Raw genomic sequence first — 17,538 nt, forward strand, 5'->3', positions numbered from 1 at the left:
CGATGCTGGGGGGCATGCAGAACGGGATGCACGCCGAGACCGAGCGCTGTGTGCGCGCCGTCCAGTCGAAGGACGCCCGCTTCGACGGCTGGTTCTTCACCGCTGTCCTGACCACGCGGATCTACTGCCGGCCCAGCTGCCCCGTCGTGCCTCCGAAGCCGGAGAACATGACGTTCTACCCGAGCGCCGCCGCCTGCCAGCAGGCCGGGTTCCGGGCCTGCAAGCGCTGCCGTCCCGACACGAGCCCCGGCTCGCCCGAGTGGAACCTGCGCGCCGACCTCGTGGCCCGCGCGATGCGGCTCATCGGCGACGGGATCGTGGACCGCGAGGGCGTGCCGGGGCTCGCCACCCGCCTCGGCTACAGCACCCGGCAGATCGAACGACAGCTCCTCGCCGAACTGGGCGCGGGCCCGCTCGCCCTGGCCCGCGCCCAGCGTGCCCAGACCGCGCGGCTGCTCATCGAGACGACACCGCTCCCGATGGCCGAGATCGCCTTCGCGGCGGGGTTCTCCTCCGTCCGCACCTTCAACGACACGGTCCGCGAGGTCTTCGCGCTCGCCCCGAGCGAGCTGCGCACCAGGGCGCCGAGGAACCGCGCCGATGCCGCCAACTCCACCGCCGCACCTGGTGTGTTGGCGCTCCGCCTCCCCTTCCGGGCCCCGCTCAACCCCGACAACCTCTTCGGCCACCTCGCCGCCACCGCCGTACCCGGGGTGGAGGAGTGGCGCGACGGCGCGTACCGGCGCACCCTGCGGCTGCCGTACGGCCACGGTGTGGTCGCCCTCGCTCCGCGGCCCGACCACATCGGCTGCCGGCTCACCCTCAGCGACCTGCGCGACCTGACCGTCGCCATCAGCCGCTGCCGCCGCATGCTCGACCTGGACGCGGATCCGGTGGCGGTCGACGACCAGTTGCGGACGGATCCGGTGCTGGCGCCGCTCGTCGACAAGGCGCCGGGCCGCCGCGTGCCCCGTACGGTCGACGAGGCCGAGTTCGCCGTACGGGCGGTGCTGGGGCAGCAGGTGTCCACGGCCGCCGCCCGCACGCACGCGGGACGCCTGGTCGCGGCGCACGGTGAGAGGGTCGACGATCCCGAGGGCGGCCTCACCCACCTCTTCCCGTCCGCCGAGGACCTGGCGGCACTCGACCCCGAAGCGCTCGCCATGCCGGCCACTCGCCGGACCACCCTCACCACACTCGTGGGCCGACTGGCCGACGGCACACTGAAGCTGGGCGTCGAGGGTGACTGGGCGGAGACCAGGGCCCGGCTGCTCGCCCTGCCCGGCTTCGGGCCCTGGACGGTCGAGGTCATCGCCATGCGGGCGCTGGGCGACCCCGACGCGTTCCCGGTCACCGACCTCGGCATCCGTTACGCGGCACGGGACCTGGGGCTGCCGTCCACGCCTGCCGCCCTGACGGCGCGGGCCGCGGACTGGCGGCCCTGGCGCGCGTACGCCGTCCAGTACCTGTGGGCGACGGGCACGCACCCGGTCAACTTCCTCCCCGGACAACCCGAACAACCTGAACAACCCGAACAACCAGAACAACCCGAACAAGCAGCTCACGCAGAGAAGGGCGTCCAGTGAAACAGCACACCGTCATCGACAGCCCGTACGGCCCGCTCACGCTGGTCGCCACCGACGGCGTCCTCTCCGGGCTCTACATGACCGACCAGCGCCACCGCCCGCCGGAGGACAGCTTCGGCGACCCGGACGACCTGCCGTTCGCCGAGGCGACCGAGGAACTACGGGCCTACTTCGCCGGCGAGTTGCAGGACTTCTCCGTCCGACTGCACCTGCACGGCACCCCGTTCCAGCGCTCCGTCTGGGCGGAGCTCCGCAGGATCCCGTACGGCGAGACCCGTTCGTACGGTCAACTCGCGGACGCCCTCGGCAATCCGAAGGCGTCGCGGGCGGTGGGCCTCGCCAACGGCAAGAACCCGCTCGGCATCATCGTGCCCTGCCATCGCGTGGTGGGCGCGGACGGCAGCCTGACGGGCTACGGCGGCGGCCTGGAACGCAAGCGGCGGCTGCTGGACTTCGAGCGGGGAGCGGACCCGCTCGTCAGCCGACCGGATCGCCGTTCTCCAGCTCCGCCGTTCCCGCGCCCGTGACGAGTACGTCGAGTGCGGCGAGCACGCGGCGGCCCAGGGAGCCCGGCATGTGACCGGTCAGCTCCTCGCGCGGGACCAGCCGCCAGGAGAGCAACTCCGCCTCCTGGAGGCGGATCGACTTGAACTGCTCCTCCGACAGGACTCCACCGTCGTACAGGTACGCCACGATCGGGGGCCGCTCCGTACCGGGCACCCAGTCCACCGCGAGCAGCCTGCCGATCTCCAGGTCCAGGCCGATCTCCTCCAGGGTCTCCCGGTGGGCCCCCTGCCTGGGGGTCTCGCCGGCGTCCGACTCCACGGTCCCGCCCGGCAACGCCCAGCCCGCCCGGTAGTTGGGCTCGACGAGCAGCACACGGCCCTCGGGGTCACGGAAGAGAGCGGCGGCGCCGACGAGCACGCGGGGAAGGCCCGCGATGTACGTGGCGTAGTCAGCGGTGGTCATCGGGCCAGCCTAGCGAGACCGACGGGAGGTTCCGCAAGATCGTCAACGCGTGACGGGGTTACATCCGGTCTGTCGAATTCCTCTCGGTCTCAGCGGTTCTGCATACATACTGCACCGCACCACATGAGAAGGTCGTCAGGTTTTATTCGTATTGCGTGTTGCGCGTTGGGAGTCCCATGAAGTCGTTGAGCCGTACGACGGTCCTCGCGGCCGGAGCCGGTGCCGTCGCGGTCGCCGCCGTCCTGTCCGGTCCGGGTGCCGCCGTCGCCCAGGCCGCCCCCGCCGAGCCTCTGGTCACCACCGGGGACGTCGGTGTGCGGACCGGGGACCTCGATCTGCTGGAGGATGTGCTGGAGCACATCAGCATCCCGTTCGGGCACAAGGGAACGCTGACGCACCAGCTCTACGACTCGCGCGGAACCGACGCCGGCTGACCCGCCGCCGTTCCGCCGCCGTTCCGCCGCCGTCCCGGCAAGCCTGTCCGGCCGCTGTCCGGGTCCTGAGAACCGGCCCTGGGCAGCGGCCCCCTCCTGCGGTTAGGGTCGCAGCGGCGCGACTGCCTTGACATGTGCAAGGCCCGAAGAGCAAGGGGAACACAGGTGGCGGACGCTGCAGTGAACCGGACCGGCAGCCAGATCCAGCGCGTACTCATCGCCGCGGACAAGTTCAAGGGCTCGCTCACGGCCGTGCAGGTGGCCGAGCGGGTGACAGCGGGACTGCGCCGGATCGCGCCCCGGGTCGAGGTCGAGGCGCTCCCGGTGGCCGACGGCGGTGACGGCACGGTCGCCGCGGCGGTCGCCGCCGGGTTCGAACGCCACGAGGTACGGGTCGCGGGGCCGCTCGGTGACGAGGTCACCGCGGCGTTCGCCCTGCGCGAGGGGACCGCGGTCGTGGAGATGGCCGAGGCCAGCGGGCTGCAGCGGCTGCCCGCCGGCACGTTCGCGCCGCTCACGGCGTCCACGTACGGCACCGGGGAGCTGCTGCGGGCCGCGCTCGACGCCGGGGCGCGGACGATCGTCTTCGGCGTCGGGGGCAGCGCGACCACCGACGGCGGGGCCGGGATGCTGGCCGCGCTCGGGGCCCGGTTCTTCGACGAGGACGGCGAGCCCGTACCGCCCGGGGGCGGTTCCCTCGGAGAACTCGCCACGGCGGACCTGACCGGTCTCGATGCCCGGCTCGCCGCCGTCGACGTGGTCCTCGCGAGCGACGTGGACAATCCGCTGACCGGGCCGAAGGGCGCGGCGGCGGTGTACGGGCCGCAGAAGGGCGCCTCCCCGGACGAGGTCGCGGTGCTCGACGCGGGCCTCGCGCACTTTGCCGCGATCCTGGAGAAGTCGGTCGGGGGCCGGGCCGCTGAGTACGCGGTCGCGCCCGGGGCGGGGGCCGCGGGCGGTATCGGGTACGGGGCCCTGGTGGGCCTCGGTGCGCGTTTCCGGCCCGGGATCGAGGTCATGCTCGACGTGCTGGGGTTCGCGTCCGCGCTGGAGCGGGCGACGCTCGTCATCACGGGGGAGGGGTCGCTGGACGAGCAGACCCTCCATGGGAAGGCGCCCGCGGGGGTGGCGGCGGCTGCGCGGGCGGCCGGCAAGGAGGTCGTCGCCGTGTGCGGGCGGTTGGCTCTGGCTCCTGAGGCGCTGGGGCGGGCCGGGATTCGGCGGGTGTATCCGCTGACGGATGTCGAGCCGGATGTGGGGCGGTGCATCGCGGATGCGGGCCCCATCCTGGAAACCGTCGCGGAACAAATCGCCCAGGACTTCCTGACCTGACCCGAAACGTTCCCTCGCCCCCGCCGCCCCTACCCGTTCCCGTCCACACATGGGGGCTGCGCCCCCTCGCCCCCGTATCGCGCGCGCGCTCGTTCCTCAAACGCCGGACGGGCTGAAAGATGTCTTTCAGCCCGTCCGGCGTTGAGGACGAAGGAGCGAGGCGCAGCCCCATGCAGTGACGGGAAGGGTAGGGGCGGCGGGGGCGAGGGAGTGTTCTACGCCAAGCGGTACGCGTCCAGTGCCAGTGTCATCTCGATCAGGTCCCGCGGTCGCGCCAACGACCGCGTCGTCAGCTGCTCCAGCCGCCGCAGACGGTTGAACACCGTGTTCCGGTGGCAGTACAACCGTCCCGCCGCCCGCCCCGCGGACCCCTCACAACTCAGCCACGCGTCCAGCGTCTCCAACAGCACGGCCCGATCGGGCGGTTCGAGTTCCAGCAGCGCCCCGAACACATCCGCCACCAGCCGCGCCGCCAGCTCCGGCTGGCTGACGACGAGCGCCGTGGGCATCCGCTGATCGAGCCGCACGACGGCACTCGCGTCCGGCGGACACGTACGCAGGGCCAGTTCGGCGAGCCGCCGCGCCCGCCCCAGCTCGGCGAGCCCCGCGACCACCGGACTGATCCCGCCGGGACCGGAACAGCGCCCGTCGAGCGCCCGGGCGACCCCGTCGAGCCCCTGCCCGGGCCCGAGGGCCACCACCCCCACCTCGCAGTCGGCCCGCATCCGCCAGACGAACCGCAGCCCCGCCCCCTCCACGGGCCGCCGCAACGGCTCCCGCCGCTCCGAGCGCAGCACGACCACGGCGTACGGACCCCGCTCGGGAAGGTCGAGACCGGCGGCGGCCCGCGCCGCGAGACCTGGCGCCTCCTGGCCCTCCAGGAGCGCGTCGAGCAGCGCCTGGAGCCGTTCGTCGGTACGCCGCCGAAGCTCCATCTCGGTTGCCCGGTACGCCTCGGTCGCGGCCGCGGCCTGCGCGTCCACGGCGGACCACACCATGGTCGCCGACCGCATCAGCACACCGAGACGGTCCGGTTCTTTGCCGGTCGCCGCCTCCAGCAGCGCGTCCCACACCAGATAGCCCGCCGAGCGGTACGCGTGCACCAGCAGCTCCAGCGGCAGGCCCTGCTGGGCCCGGCGCCGGCCCGCGTCCTCCGCGTACTCCAGATCGCGGCGCGGCGAGTCCCGGGGCGCGGAGATCGTCTCGATCCCGATCCGCATCGCCTCCTCGGCCTCCCGCCACTGCTGGTCGTACGGCAGGAACTCCCCGTAGACGGGGGAGTGTTCGGCCAGTTGCCGCATGTGCTCGTCGACCAGCTCCGGCAGCCGCTCCAGCAGCGCCGTGCAGGACGCGGCGAGCAGCTTCCAGTCATGACCGGTACGCCTTCTGCGGGCTCCCATGGCCGGAGGATGCCACCTGTGTGCCGCCCCGCACAGGCCCCTGACACGCGGTGTTGTGCGCGCGCACAACGCCTGCCCGCACCCGCTGGTCACCCGCAGCGATTCGCCCGCACCCCGTGGACGGACGCCCGCGCCGATGCTGTGGTGAGCGCCACACCGGACGTGCACACGCCGGGTGCCGGCCGAGCGGAAGCGCGATGACAGGGGGAATGCCATGGGTGGTCCGGGGCTGGCCGTACGGGACCTTTCGGTCGGATACGGTCCCGTACGAGCGCTGCGCCAGGTGTCCCTGGAGGTCCCGGAGGGCGCCGTGGTCACGGTCCTCGGCGGCAACGGCGCGGGCAAGACGACCCTCCTGCGGGCCATCTGCCGGACCCTGTCCTTCCACGGCGGCGCGGTCACCGGCGGCACGGTCGAGTTCGACGGCCGCCCGCTCGGCGCTCTCCCACCGGACCGGGTGGTGGCCGCCGGGATCTCCCAGATCCCGGAAGGGCGCCGGGTGTTCGCCCGGATGACCGTCGCCGACAACCTGCGGGCGGGAGCGCTCGGCGCCACCGGGGGCCGAGCCGGGCGGGCCGCCGCACTGCGCCGCGTCCACGAACTGTTCCCCGTCCTCGCCGACCGCGCCCAGCAGCACGCCGGTCTGCTGTCCGGCGGGGAACAGCAGATGCTCGCCGTCGGCCGCGCCCTGATGGCCGGCCCGAGGATGCTGCTCCTGGACGAACCCTCCCTGGGGCTCGCCCCGTTGATGGCGGCCCGGATCGCCGAGACGGTACGGGAGATCAACACGCAGGGCACCTCGATCCTGCTCGTCGAGCAGAACGCCGCCCTGGCCCTGCGGCTGGCCACCCGCGCGTACGTCCTGGAGGTCGGCGAGGTCACCCTGTCGGGGCCCGCCGACGAACTGGCCGCCTCCGACGAGGTGCGCCGCCGCTATCTGGGCGTGGTCGACGAGGACGCGGCGGCCGACGCCGAGCGGGCCCGCGCCTCGCACCCGGCGCTGACCCGATGGAAGGGGTGAGCACTTCACCATGACGAACGACGCGCCACCACAGCCCACTTCACCCGGCCCCGGCTCCCGTCAGGGCCCCGGGACCGACACGGACGCACCGCCGCCGCTGGAGGTACGGGACCTGACCGTGCGCTTCGCCGGTCTGACCGCCCTGGACGCCGTGGACTTCACCGTCCGCCCCGGCACCGTCCACGCCCTCATCGGCCCCAACGGCGCAGGCAAGTCCACCTGCTTCAACGTGCTGTCCGGCGTCTACCGCGCCACCTCGGGCAGCGTCCGCTTCGGCGCGCACGAACTGACCGGGATGCCTCCGCACCGCATCGCCGATCTGGGCGTCGCCCGCATCTTCCAGAACCTCGCCCTGCCGCCGCTCGCCACGGTCGAGGACAGCCTCCTGCTGGGCCGGCACCGGCTGACCCGTACCGGTTTCCTGGCCGCGGGCCTGAAGCTGCCCGCGGCGGCCCGTGAGGAGCGCCGTCACCGCGCACGCGTCCGGGAGATCGCCGAGTTCGTCGGTATCTCGTCCTGCCTCGGCCGTCCGGCGGGCTCGCTGCCGTACGGCCAGCAGAAGCTCGCCGAACTCGCCCGCGCCCTGTGCATGGAGCCCCGGCTGCTGCTCCTGGACGAGCCGGTCGCGGGCATGACCGCCGACGAGCGGATCCGTACCTCCGCCGTGATCGCGGGGGTCCGCGACAGCCTCGGCATCTCGATCGTCCTGGTGGAACACGACATGGGGGTGGTGATGCGGCTCGCCGACGCGGTGACCGTACTCGACTTCGGGCGCCGTATCGCGGACGGCGCCCCCGCCGACGTACAGAACGATCCGGCGGTCGTACGCGCCTACCTGGGGGAGCGTTCCGAGGAGCCCGAAAGGGCCGGGCGCTCCGCGAAAGACTCCGGGAAAGAGGAGACCACGCAGTGAGCACCTTCGCCGAACTCCTCCTCAACGGGCTCTCGATGGGATCGGTCTACGCCCTCATCGCCCTCGGCTTCGTGGTCATCTTCCGGGCCACCGAGGTCGTCAACTTCGCCCACGCGTCCCTGCTGCTGGCCGGCGGGTACATCACTGCCGTCCTCCACGACGACATCGGCTTCTGGCCCGCCCTGCTCGCCGGGATCGCCGGGGCGGCCCTGGTCGGGGCGGCCGTCGAGTTCTTCGTGATGCGCCGCTACCGGGGCTCCGACCACAGCGTTCTCGCGATCGTCACCATCGGCGTGGACATCCTGCTCACCACGGAACTCACCCGCCGCATCGGCACCGACGTCCTGCCGCTCGGCGACCCGTGGGGCGACGACGTGCTCACCATCGGCTCCATCTCGCTGGCCCACACGCGCATCGCCGCCTTCGTCACCGCGGGCCTGCTCATCACGGCCTTCCTGCTCACCTTCCGCTACACCTCCTGGGGAGTGGCGATGCGGGCCGCCGCCGAGAGCACGGAGACGGCCGCGCTGATGGGCGTACGGCTCGGGCGGGTCTCGCTCGGTGCCTGGGCGGTGGCGGGCGGACTCGCCGCCGTGGCCGCCCTGTTCCTGACCGTCTTCCCCACCCCGGGCCTGGAGCGGGCCACCTCGCTCGCCGCCCTCAAGGCCTTCCCCGCCGCGATCCTCGGCGGCCTCGACTCCACCACCGGAGCACTCGTCGGCGGTCTGATCGTCGGCGTCACGGAATCCCTCGCGACCGGCTACCAGAGCGAACTGTCCTTCCTGGGCCGGGGGCTGGGCGATGTGGCCCCCTACCTCGTGATGACCGTGATCCTGCTCATCCGGCCCGCCGGGCTGTTCGGCACGAAGGAGCTGGCCCGTGTCTGAGACACCCGTCTCCGAAGCACCGGTCTCCGCAGCACCCGCATCCGAGACCTCCGCCCGCCGCCCGAGGCGCTTCCCCATCCGCGCCCGTACGTACGTCTGGGCCGCCGGCGCCCTCCTGCTGCTCGCCCTGCCCTTCTACCTGGACCGGTTCTGGCTCCAGGCCGGCCTCTTCGCGATGGCCGCGGCGATCGGCGCGATCGGGCTCAACCTGCTGACCGGCTCCACCGGCCAGCTCTCCATGGGGCACGCCTTCTTCCTCGCGGTCGGCGCGTACGGCTACTGCGTGTTCGCCGCGGACGGCGGTGACGGGCTCACCGGCCTCGGCCTGCCGACCTGGCTCGCGGCCGTCCTCGCCGTGCTGGTCGCGGGCCTGGCCGGCGGCGTCTTCAGCCCCATCGCGGGACGCCTGCACGGCGCCTACCTGGGCATCGCCACGCTCGCGCTGATCTTCATCGGCCAGCATGTGCTGTTCAACGCCAAGGACCTCACCGGCGGCTTCAACGGCCGGGACGTACCGCCCCTGAGCCTGTTCGGGCTGACCTTCGACGACAGTGAGCTGCTGGTCGCGAACGTCCCGTTCGGCTCCGCGGAGAAGCTCTGGTACGCGGCCCTCGTGCTGCTCCTCGCCGGCGCGCTCTTCGCCCGCGGGGTGCTGCGCGGGCGTCCCGGACGGGCCATGAACGCGATCCGCGACCACCGCATCGCGGCCGGCGTCATGGGCGTCCCCGTGGCCCGCTACCGGGCCGCCGTCTTCGTCCTGTCCTCGATGTACGCGGGCCTCGCGGGCGTGCTGCTCGCCCTGGTCTTCCAGCGGACGGTGCCGGACTACTTCGGCATCACGCTGTCGCTCGAATACCTCGCCATGATCGTCATCGGCGGGCTCGGCTCGGTCTCGGGCGCGGTGATCGGCGCGGTGTTCGTCTCCGTGCTGCCGCAGCTGCTGACCCGCTACAGCGATGCGCTGCCCCTGGTCTCCGCCCCCGGCACGGGCGGGATCGCACCGGGGGAGGCATCCCGGTACCTCTACGGCGCCGCCATTGTCGTGGTGGTGCTCTTCCTTCCCGGCGGCCTGGCCAGGGTGGCCGCCGGACGACGCTTCAGGACCGATCCAGGGGAGGAACGATGAGCACGATGAACACGGCCCGCACGACCAGGGTGGCCGCCGGGGCGATCGCGGCGCTGCTGCTGCTGTCCGGCTGCAGCTCCAAGGCCAAGAACGACGACGAGGGCGACAAGAAGGGCGCCGCGGGAGAGGTGAAGACCGGCGAGGGCATTTCCGGCAAGACCATCGCGCTGGGCGCCCTCACCGACATGACGGGGGTCTACGCGACCCTCGGCAAGAGCGTCACCCAGGCCCAGCAGCTCTATGTGAAGCAGCTGAACGCCGACGGGGGCGTGTGCGGCTACAAGGTCGAGCTGACCGTCCGCGACCACGGCTACGACCCGCAGAAGGCCGTCTCCGCCTACACCGAGCTGGCGCCCAAGGTGCTCGGGTTCGCCCAGTTCATCGGCTCGCCGTTCGTCGCCGCGGCCAAGCCGCGCATCGACGGTCAGGACAAGGGCCTGGTCCTGCCGCAGGCCTGGTCGTCGGCCCTGCTCGGCAGCCCCTACATCCGCGTCATCGGCTCCACGTACGACATCGAGACGATCAACGCCGTCGACTTCCTGATGAAGGAGAAGGGCCTCAAGAAGGGCGACAAGCTCGGGCACGTCTACTTCGAGGGCGACTACGGCGAGAGCGCGCTGGCCGGCTCGAAGCACATCGCGAAGGAGGCCGGGCTGACCGTCGTCGAGCAGAAGATCAAGCCGACCGACAACGACATGACCGCGCAGGTCGCGGCCCTGAAGAAGGCCGGTGTGAAGGCGGTCGTGCTCAGCGCGGGCCCCCGTCAGGCGGCCTCCCTGGTCGGCGTCGCCGCGGCGGGCGGGTTCAACGTCCCGATCATCGGCAACAACTCGGCCTTCGCCCCGCAGCTGCTGGCCACCCAGGCCGGGCCGGCCCTGGCGAAGAACTACTGGGTGGCCTCGCCCTCGCTGCCCATCGGCGCGGACACCCCGGGTGCCGAGAAGCTGGTCGCCGACTACAAGGAGGCGTACCCGAAGGACTCCCTGGACAACGGGGTGGTCGCCGGCTGGACGGCCGCCACCGCCTTCGGTGAGGCCCTGAAGAAGGCCTGCGCGTCCAAGGACCTGACCCGGGAGGGCGTGGACAAGGCCCTGCTCACCATCGACGCCCTGGACACGGGCTTCGGCACCCCGCAGAACTTCACCGACCCCAAGGCCCCCTCCTCCAAGGAGAGCGTCATCCTCCAGCCCGACAAGTCGGTGACAGGAGGAATGAAGGTGGTCCAGGACCCGGCGGCCTCGACGGTGGCGGAGGCGTACACACCGGGCGCGTAAGGGCCCTGCGGGCCCGCAGGGCCCCTCCAGGGGCGCGGGGAGCTGCGCGGCCGACCCCCGCCCATCCGCACCCGACGCCACCCCGCACGAAGGGCCCCGAACCAGTAGAGGTTCGGGGCCCTTCGACGTCACATCACGAGCCGCCCGCTAGGGCAACTGCGCCGCCCTGGCCTCACGGCGGTTACCGCGGAAATTATTGACCCTCCGAGCCGTGGCGAAGAGGGGAATCACCGCGCCCATCACGAGCTGCAGCGCACACCCGGTCTGCAGCAGCAGCTGCCCGCCCGGCGCGTCGAACGCCCAGGCCGCCAGCAGCGCCATGCTGAGCACGATCCAGGAGAGCATCGCCCCCGCGAGCCGTCCCCGCGGCTTCGGGTACTCGACGCGGCTCACCATCAGCCAGGCCGTACCGATGATCGCCATGAGCGTGGCGACGAACGGCAGCTCGAGCAGCACGATCGAGACGACCGTCAGCGCGCCGAACGGCGACGGCATGCCCTGGAAGGTGCCGTCCTTGACGGTGACGCACGAGAATCTCGCCAGTCGCAGCACGACCGCCAGCAGGACCACGATCCCGCCCACCGCCGCCACCCGCTGGTGCGCGTCGTCGGCGACCATGCCGTAGACGAGCACGAAGTACGCCGGCGCCAGACCGAAGCTGATCAGGTCCGAGAGGTTGTCCAGCTCCGCGCCCATCGGGGACGAGCGCAGCTTGCGGGCGACCAGACCGTCGAACAGGTCGAAGACCGCCGCGCAGAGCATCAGGATCACGGCAGTGGCGGCGCTGTGCCGCGCCATGCCGGTCTCCTGGCTGCCCGTGAGGTGCGGGATCAGGATGCCGGTGGTGGTGAAGTACACCGCCATGAAGCCGCACGTGGCGTTACCGAGCGTGAGCGTGTCCGCTATTGAGAGGCGGAGAGAGAGGGGCATCTCCTCCTCGTCGTCCAGCTCGTCGGCATCCGGCACCCAGCCGGTCTGCGTCTCGGGATCAATCACGGTCAATGCGAGTCACCCCCGCCACGGTCTTCTGACCGACCTCCACGTCGACCTCCACGCCCTCGGGGAGGTAGATGTCGACGCGCGACCCGAAGCGGATCAGTCCGATCCGCTCGCCCTGCTCGACCTTCGTGCCCTGCGGGAGGTACGGCACGATGCGCCGCGCGACCGCGCCGGCGATCTGGATCATCTCGATGTCACCGAGCTCGGTGTCGAAGTGCCAGACGACGCGCTCGTTGTTCTCGCTCTCCTTGTTGAACGCCGGAACGAAGCCGCCGGGGATGTGCTCGACCGACGTCACCGTCCCGGCGAGGGGAGCGCGGTTGACGTGGACGTTCAGCGGGCTCATGAAGATCGCGACGCGGGTGCGCCCGTCCTTCCACGGCATGATGCTCTGCACCACACCGTCGGCGGGCGAGATGACCCGGCCCTGGGTGATCTCGCGCTCGGGGTCGCGGAAGAACCACAGCATGCCCGCCGCGAGAGCGGTGGCGGGTACGGCCACGGCCTTGGCGGCGCCGGACTTGCGCGCGCGTACCAGGCTGAGGGCTGCGGTGGCGACGGTCGGGAGGAGCCACGGCGATGCTCCGCGCGCAAGACGTACGCCGGCCAGGCTGTCGCGTGGTGCAGAGGTTTGGCTGTGGGGCATGGATGACCTTCGTAGCGGATGATGCCGCGCTGTGACTGGGGACGGCGGCTTTCCCGGAATCGTACCGGTCGCGGGCCACAACTGGGTAAGCCAGGAAGCCGAGTCGGTGTCCGAAGAGCGCTGACGGGGTGTGATCTTCTTCTCGATGAAAACACCCCGAATCGGTATATCTAACCCTGCAGCCGATACTCTTCGAGCAGCCTGCGTCCGATGATCATTTTCTGGATCTCGGCGGTACCTTCACCGATGAGCAGCATCGGCGCCTCGCGGTAGAGGCGCTCGATCTCGTACTCCTTTGAGAAGCCGTAGCCGCCGTGGATCCGGAAGGCGTCTTCCACGACTTCCTTGCAGTATTCGGAGGCGAGGTACTTCGCCATCCCTGCTTCGAGGTCGTTTCGCTCCCCGGAGTCCTTTTTGCGCGCCGCGTTGACCATCATCGCATGGGCGGCCTCGACCTTGGTAGCCATCTCGGCCAGTTTGAACTGGATCGCCTGGTGCTGAGCGATCTGTTTGCCGAAGGTGTGGCGCTGCTGGGCATAGGAAACGCCCAGCTCGAACGCACGCTGAGCGACACCGCAGCCACGCGCGGCCACGTTGACGCGACCCACTTCTACGCCGTCCATCATCTGATAAAAACCTCGGCCGGTGACGCCGCCGAGCACCCGATTGGCCGGAATGCGCAGGCCATCCATGATCAGCTCGGTGGTGTCGACCCCCTTGTACCCCATCTTGTCGATCTTCCCGGGGATGGTCAGGCCGGGGCGGACCTCACCGAAACCGGGCTCCTTCTCCACGAGGAAGGTCGTCATCGACTTGTGAGGCGCGGTGCCTTCAGGGTGGCCTTCGTCACTTTTCACGAGAACGGCGACGAGTGTCGACGTACCGCCGTTCGTAAGCCACATCTTCTGCCCGTTCAGGACATATTCCTCGCCGTCCTTCACCGCCTTGGACGTGATGGCCGAGACGTCGGAGCCGAGTGCCGGCTCGGACATGGAGAACGCGCCGCGCACCTCGCCCGCCGCCATGCGCGGCAGGAAGTACTCGCGCTGCTCCTGCGTGCCGTGCTGCTTGAGCATGTAGGCCACGATGAAATGGGTGTTGATGATGCCGGACACCGACATCCAGCCGCGCGCGATCTCCTCCACGCACAGCGCGTAGGTGAGGAGCGACTCGCCCAGGCCCCCGTACTCCTCGGGGATCATCAGGCCGAAGAGGCCCAACTCCTTGAGACCGTCGACGATCGCCTGCGGGTACTCGTCGCGGTGCTCCAGCTCGGTCGCGACCGGGATGATCTCCTTGTCGACGAAGTCCCGTACGGTCGACAGGATCTCCCGCTGGATGTCGGTGAGACCTGCGGTCTGGGCGAGTCGCGCCATGGCTACTTCTCCGTCTTCTGGTCGGCCGGAGCCTTCTTCTCCGCGGGAGCCTTCAGCTCCGGGCGGCCGGGCTGTTCGCCGCCGCGCTCCTTGATGTACGTCTCGGTGGGGACCATCACCTTGCGGCGGAACACGCAGACCAGCGTGCCGTCCTGCTTGTACCCCTTGGTCTCGACGTACACGATCCCGCGGTCGTTCTTCGACCGGGAAGGTGTCTTGTCGAGGACCGTGGTCTCGCCGTAGACCGTGTCGCCGTGGAAGGTCGGCGCGACGTGCTTGAGCGACTCGACCTCCAGGTTGGCGATCGCCTTGCCCGACACGTCGGGTACGGACATGCCGAGCAGGAGGGAGTAGATGTAGTTCCCCACCACCACGTTCTTGCCGAAGTCGGTCGTGCTCCCGGCGTAGTTGGCGTCCATGTGGAGCGGGTGGTGGTTCATCGTGAGCAGACAGAAGAGGTGGTCGTCGTACTCGGTGACGGTCTTCCCTGGCCAGTGCTTGTAGACCGCCCCGACCTCGAACTCTTCGTAGGTTCGCCCGAATTGCATGTGCTCAGGCCTCCGGCGCTTCGAACTTGGACGTGCGGTGCATGCCCGCCGCGCGGCCCTTGCCGGAGATGACCAGGGCCATCTTGCGGCTCGCCTCGTCGATCATCTCGTCGCCGATCATCGCGGAGCCCTTCTTGCCCCCCGCCTCGGACGTGTAGTACGCGTACGCGTCCAGGATCAGCTCGGCGTGATCGAAGTCCTCCTGGGACGGCGAGAAGATCTCGTTCGACGCCTCGACCTGGCCCGGGTGCAGCACCCACTTGCCGTCGAAGCCGAGGGCCGCGGCGCGCCGGGCGACCTCGCGGTAGCCGTCCACGTTGCGGATCTGCAGGTAGGGGCCGTCGATCGCCTGGAGGTCGTTGGCGCGGGCGGCCATCAGGATCTTCATCAGGATGTAGTGGTAGGCGTCCGCCGGGTAGCCGGGCGGCTGCTCGCCCACGACCAGCGACTTCATGTTGATCGACGCCATGAAGTCGGCCGGGCCGAAGATGATCGTCTCGACGCGCTGGGACGCCGTCGCGATCTCGTTGACGTTGTTCAGTCCCCGCGCGTTCTCGATCTGCGCCTCGATGCCGATCCGGCCGACCTCGAAGCCCATGGTCTTCTCGATCTGCGTCAGGAGCAGGTCCAGCGCGACCACCTGCTGGGCGTCCTGGACCTTGGGCAGCATGATGCAGTCGAGGTTCTGCCCCGCGCCCTCGACGACCGTCACGACATCGCGGTACGTCCACTCGGTCGTCCAGTCGTTCACGCGCACGACCCGCGTCTTGCCCGTCCAGTCGCCCTCGTTGAGGAACTTGACGATGGTGTGCCGCGCCTCCGGCTTGGCCAGCGGCGCGCACGCGTCCTCCAGGTCGAGGAACACCTGGTCGGCGGGCAGGCCCTGGGCCTTCTCCAGGAAGCGGGGGTTCGAACCGGGCACGGCCAGGCAGGAGCGCCGCGGGCGCAAACGGTTGACCTGGGGAGCAGGGCTGGTCATGCGGGGACCTCCAGAGGGTCGAGCTTGTTCGCTTTCCGGATCTCGTCGACGATACGGCCGATGATTCCCGTGATGTCGAAGTCCTTCGGGGTGAAGACGGCGGCCACTCCGGCGGCCCTGAGCAGCTCGGCGTCGGCGTTCGGGATGATCCCGCCGGCGATCACCGGGATGTCGGCGGCGCCCGCCTCGCGCAGCCGTTCCAGCACGTCGGGCACGAGCTGGGCGTGCGAGCCCGACAGGATGGACAGGCCCACGCCGTGGACGTCCTCGGCGACGGCCGCGGTCACGATCTCCTCCGGGGTGAGCCGGATGCCCTGGTAGACCACCTCGAAGCCGGCGTCACGGGCCCGTACGGCGATCTGCTCGGCGCCGTTCGAGTGCCCGTCCAGGCCCGGCTTGCCGACCAGGAAGCGGAGCTTGCCGACGCCCAGGTCCCGTGCGGTCAGCTCCACCTTGCGGCGCACCACCGCCATCGCGGTGCCCTCCTCGGCAGTCACCGCGACGGGCGCGGACGACACCCCGGTGGGGGCGCGGAACTCGCCGAACACCTCGCGCAGGGCGCCCGCCCACTCGCCGGTCGTGACCCCGGCGCGGGCGCACTCCAGGGTGGCCGCCATGAGGTTGCCGGTGCCCTTGGCGGCCTCCTTCAGCCCCTCCAGCGCCTTGCAGGGGCGCGGGTGGTTGAAGGGCGGCTGGTAGCGGGTGTCGCGCCATTCCTGGAGGGCCGCGGTCACCCGGGCCTCGACCGCGGGGTCGACCGTCTGGATCGCGGCGTCCAGATCGGCCGTGAGCGGGTTGGGCTCGGTCGACTCGAAGATGTTGACGCCGACGATCTTCTCGTCGCCGGACTCGATGCGGGCCCGGCGCTCGGCGTGCGAGGACACCAGCTGCGACTTCAGATAGCCCGACTCGACGGCCGCCATCGCGCCGCCCATCTCCTCGATCCGGTCGATCTCGGCGAACGAGTCCTCGACCAGCTGGGCGACCTTGGCCTCCACGACGTGCGAGCCGTCGAAGATGTCCGCGTACTCCAGCAGGTCGCTCTCGTAGGCGAGCACCTGCTGCATGCGCAGCGACCACTGCTGGTCCCAGGGGCGGGGCAGCCCCAGCGCCTCGTTCCAGGCGGGCAGTTGGACGGCACGCGCGCGTGCGTCCTTCGAGAGGGTCACGGCCAGCATCTCCAGCACGATCCGCTGGATGTTGTTCTCCGGCTGGGCCTCGGTCAGGCCGAGGGAGTTGACCTGGACCCCGTACCGGAACCGGCGGTGCTTGGGGTTCTCGATGCCGTACCGCTCGCGGGTGATGCGGTCCCAGATGCGGCCGAACGCCCGCATCTTGCACATCTCCTCGACGAAGCGGACGCCCGCGTTCACGAAGAAGGAGATGCGGGCGACGACGTCCCCCTTCTGGTCCTCGCGGATCTGGCCGGACGCGAACACCGCGTCGAGCACGGCGATCGCGGTGGACATCGCGTACGCGATCTCCTGGACCGGGGTGGCTCCCGCCTCCTGCAGGTGGTAGCTGCAGATGTTGATCGGGTTCCACTTGGGGATGTTGTTGACCGTGTAGCAGATCATGTCCGTCGTCAGACGGAGGGAGGGGACCGGCGGGAACACGTGGGTGCCCCGCGACAGGTACTCCTTCACGATGTCGTTCTGGGTCGTCCCCTGGAGCTTGGTGACGTCGGCGCCCTGCTCCTCGGCGACGACCTGGTAGAGCGCCAGCAGCCACATGGCGGTGGCGTTGATGGTCATCGAGGTGTTCATCTGCTCCAGGGGGATGTTCTGGAACAGCCGGCGCATGTCACCGAGGTGCGAGACGGGCACGCCGACCCGGCCGACCTCGCCGCGGGCGAGGATGTGGTCGGGGTCGTACCCGGTCTGGGTCGGCAGGTCGAACGCGACCGACAGACCCGTCTGCCCCTTGGCGAGGTTGCGCCGGTACAGCTCGTTGGACGCCTCCGCGGTGGAGTGGCCGGCGTAGGTCCGCATGAGCCACGGCCGGTCCCGTTCGGTCCGCTCCCGCGGCGTCTGGCGCTCTGTCATCTT

General features: G+C 70.6%; 17 protein-coding genes. 9 read left to right on the plus strand and 8 right to left on the minus strand.

Annotation, left to right across the window (positions count from 1 at the left end; all coding sequences use genetic code 11):
- The first annotated feature begins 14 nt into the window (after positions 1-14).
- Both K3769_RS32470 and K3769_RS32475 read left to right on the plus strand, forming a co-directional pair.
- A complete protein-coding gene (locus K3769_RS32470; RefSeq protein ID WP_282566293.1) occupies positions 15-1,586 on the plus strand; it encodes an AlkA N-terminal domain-containing protein in 1,572 nt (523 codons plus the stop codon).
- Positions 1,583-2,113, plus strand: a complete 531-nt coding sequence (locus K3769_RS32475; protein ID WP_267029819.1) for a methylated-DNA--[protein]-cysteine S-methyltransferase — start codon at positions 1,583-1,585, stop codon at positions 2,111-2,113. Before K3769_RS32470 ends, K3769_RS32475 begins: the two co-directional genes overlap by 4 nt.
- On the opposite strand, the gene K3769_RS32480 is transcribed toward K3769_RS32475, so the two are convergent.
- On the minus strand, positions 2,064-2,555 hold the full coding sequence (locus K3769_RS32480; RefSeq protein ID WP_267029820.1) for an NUDIX domain-containing protein: 492 nt from the start codon (positions 2,553-2,555) through the stop codon (positions 2,064-2,066). The genes K3769_RS32475 and K3769_RS32480 overlap by 50 nt on opposite strands.
- 176 nt (positions 2,556-2,731) lie before the next feature.
- On the opposite strand from K3769_RS32480, the gene K3769_RS32485 reads away from it, so the two are divergent.
- A complete protein-coding gene (locus K3769_RS32485) occupies positions 2,732-2,989 on the plus strand; it encodes a hypothetical protein (protein ID WP_267029821.1) in 258 nt (85 codons plus the stop codon).
- A 165-nt stretch (positions 2,990-3,154) separates the two neighbouring features.
- Positions 3,155-4,321, plus strand: coding sequence for a glycerate kinase (locus K3769_RS32490; RefSeq protein WP_267029822.1), 1,167 nt, complete (start codon positions 3,155-3,157; stop codon positions 4,319-4,321).
- 215 nt (positions 4,322-4,536) lie between these two features.
- On the opposite strand, the gene K3769_RS32495 is transcribed toward K3769_RS32490, so the two are convergent.
- Positions 4,537-5,721, minus strand: coding sequence for a PucR family transcriptional regulator (locus K3769_RS32495; protein ID WP_267029823.1), 1,185 nt, complete (start codon positions 5,719-5,721; stop codon positions 4,537-4,539).
- A 214-nt stretch (positions 5,722-5,935) separates the two neighbouring features.
- On the opposite strand from K3769_RS32495, the gene K3769_RS32500 reads away from it, so the two are divergent.
- From K3769_RS32500 to K3769_RS32520, 5 genes are read left to right on the plus strand one after another with little or no spacing between them, the layout of a single operon-like run.
- Positions 5,936-6,742, plus strand: a complete 807-nt coding sequence (locus K3769_RS32500) for an ABC transporter ATP-binding protein (RefSeq protein WP_267029824.1) — start codon at positions 5,936-5,938, stop codon at positions 6,740-6,742.
- 10 nt (positions 6,743-6,752) lie between these two features.
- Positions 6,753-7,655 carry an ABC transporter ATP-binding protein gene (locus tag K3769_RS32505; RefSeq protein ID WP_267029825.1) on the plus strand — a complete coding sequence of 301 codons (903 nt, stop codon included), beginning with the start codon at positions 6,753-6,755 and terminating at the stop codon, positions 7,653-7,655.
- Positions 7,652-8,542 (plus strand): branched-chain amino acid ABC transporter permease, encoded by an 891-nt coding sequence (locus K3769_RS32510; RefSeq protein ID WP_210888455.1) that lies wholly within the window; start codon positions 7,652-7,654, stop codon positions 8,540-8,542. The genes K3769_RS32505 and K3769_RS32510 overlap by 4 nt, the downstream gene beginning before the upstream one ends.
- Positions 8,535-9,668: a branched-chain amino acid ABC transporter permease gene (locus tag K3769_RS32515; RefSeq protein WP_372515089.1), complete on the plus strand. Its 1,134-nt coding sequence runs from the start codon at positions 8,535-8,537 to the stop codon at positions 9,666-9,668. Before K3769_RS32510 ends, K3769_RS32515 begins: the two co-directional genes overlap by 8 nt.
- Complete coding sequence (locus tag K3769_RS32520) at positions 9,665-10,942, plus strand: ABC transporter substrate-binding protein (RefSeq protein ID WP_267029826.1); 1,278 nt, start codon at positions 9,665-9,667, stop codon at positions 10,940-10,942. Before K3769_RS32515 ends, K3769_RS32520 begins: the two co-directional genes overlap by 4 nt.
- Positions 10,943-11,089: 147 nt before the next feature.
- Here K3769_RS32520 and pssA read toward each other — a convergent pair whose 3' ends face one another.
- From pssA to K3769_RS32550, 6 genes are all read right to left on the minus strand, one after another.
- Positions 11,090-11,908, minus strand: coding sequence for a CDP-diacylglycerol--serine O-phosphatidyltransferase (gene pssA / locus K3769_RS32525; protein ID WP_267031629.1), 819 nt, complete (start codon positions 11,906-11,908; stop codon positions 11,090-11,092).
- 22 nt (positions 11,909-11,930) lie between these two features.
- Positions 11,931-12,587: a phosphatidylserine decarboxylase gene (locus K3769_RS32530; protein ID WP_189775250.1), complete on the minus strand. Its 657-nt coding sequence runs from the start codon at positions 12,585-12,587 to the stop codon at positions 11,931-11,933.
- Between the two features lie 170 nt (positions 12,588-12,757).
- On the minus strand, positions 12,758-13,963 hold the full coding sequence (locus K3769_RS32535; protein WP_267029827.1) for an acyl-CoA dehydrogenase family protein: 1,206 nt from the start codon (positions 13,961-13,963) through the stop codon (positions 12,758-12,760).
- 2 nt (positions 13,964-13,965) lie between these two features.
- A complete protein-coding gene (locus K3769_RS32540) occupies positions 13,966-14,511 on the minus strand; it encodes a MaoC family dehydratase (RefSeq protein ID WP_267029828.1) in 546 nt (181 codons plus the stop codon).
- A 4-nt stretch (positions 14,512-14,515) separates the two neighbouring features.
- On the minus strand, positions 14,516-15,490 hold the full coding sequence (locus tag K3769_RS32545; RefSeq protein WP_267029829.1) for an HpcH/HpaI aldolase/citrate lyase family protein: 975 nt from the start codon (positions 15,488-15,490) through the stop codon (positions 14,516-14,518).
- Complete coding sequence (locus K3769_RS32550; protein WP_267029830.1) at positions 15,487-17,535, minus strand: protein meaA; 2,049 nt, start codon at positions 17,533-17,535, stop codon at positions 15,487-15,489. The genes K3769_RS32545 and K3769_RS32550 overlap by 4 nt, the downstream gene beginning before the upstream one ends.
- Between the last annotated feature and the right edge of the window lie 3 nt (positions 17,536-17,538).

Source organism: Streptomyces ortus, assembly GCF_026341275.1.
Taxonomy (GTDB): domain Bacteria; phylum Actinomycetota; class Actinomycetes; order Streptomycetales; family Streptomycetaceae; genus Streptomyces; species Streptomyces ortus.

What these genes read in the sequence shown, in the direction of transcription:
- K3769_RS32520 (WP_267029826.1), top strand. Translation starts at nt 9,665, where the DNA reads ATGAGCACGATGAACACGGCCCGCACGACCAGGGTGGCCGCCGGGGCG.
- K3769_RS32500 (WP_267029824.1), top strand. Translation starts at nt 5,936, where the DNA reads ATGGGTGGTCCGGGGCTGGCCGTACGGGACCTTTCGGTCGGATACGGT.
- K3769_RS32495 (WP_267029823.1), bottom strand. Translation starts at nt 5,721, where the DNA reads ATGGGAGCCCGCAGAAGGCGTACCGGTCATGACTGGAAGCTGCTCGCC.
- K3769_RS32545 (WP_267029829.1), bottom strand. Translation starts at nt 15,490, where the DNA reads ATGACCAGCCCTGCTCCCCAGGTCAACCGTTTGCGCCCGCGGCGCTCC.
- K3769_RS32485 (WP_267029821.1), top strand. Translation starts at nt 2,732, where the DNA reads ATGAAGTCGTTGAGCCGTACGACGGTCCTCGCGGCCGGAGCCGGTGCC.
- K3769_RS32480 (WP_267029820.1), bottom strand. Translation starts at nt 2,555, where the DNA reads ATGACCACCGCTGACTACGCCACGTACATCGCGGGCCTTCCCCGCGTG.
- K3769_RS32540 (WP_267029828.1), bottom strand. Translation starts at nt 14,511, where the DNA reads ATGCAATTCGGGCGAACCTACGAAGAGTTCGAGGTCGGGGCGGTCTAC.
- K3769_RS32505 (WP_267029825.1), top strand. Translation starts at nt 6,753, where the DNA reads ATGACGAACGACGCGCCACCACAGCCCACTTCACCCGGCCCCGGCTCC.
- K3769_RS32535 (WP_267029827.1), bottom strand. Translation starts at nt 13,963, where the DNA reads ATGGCGCGACTCGCCCAGACCGCAGGTCTCACCGACATCCAGCGGGAG.
- K3769_RS32530 (WP_189775250.1), bottom strand. Translation starts at nt 12,587, where the DNA reads ATGCCCCACAGCCAAACCTCTGCACCACGCGACAGCCTGGCCGGCGTA.
- K3769_RS32470 (WP_282566293.1), top strand. Translation starts at nt 15, where the DNA reads ATGCAGAACGGGATGCACGCCGAGACCGAGCGCTGTGTGCGCGCCGTC.
- K3769_RS32550 (WP_267029830.1), bottom strand. Translation starts at nt 17,535, where the DNA reads ATGACAGAGCGCCAGACGCCGCGGGAGCGGACCGAACGGGACCGGCCG.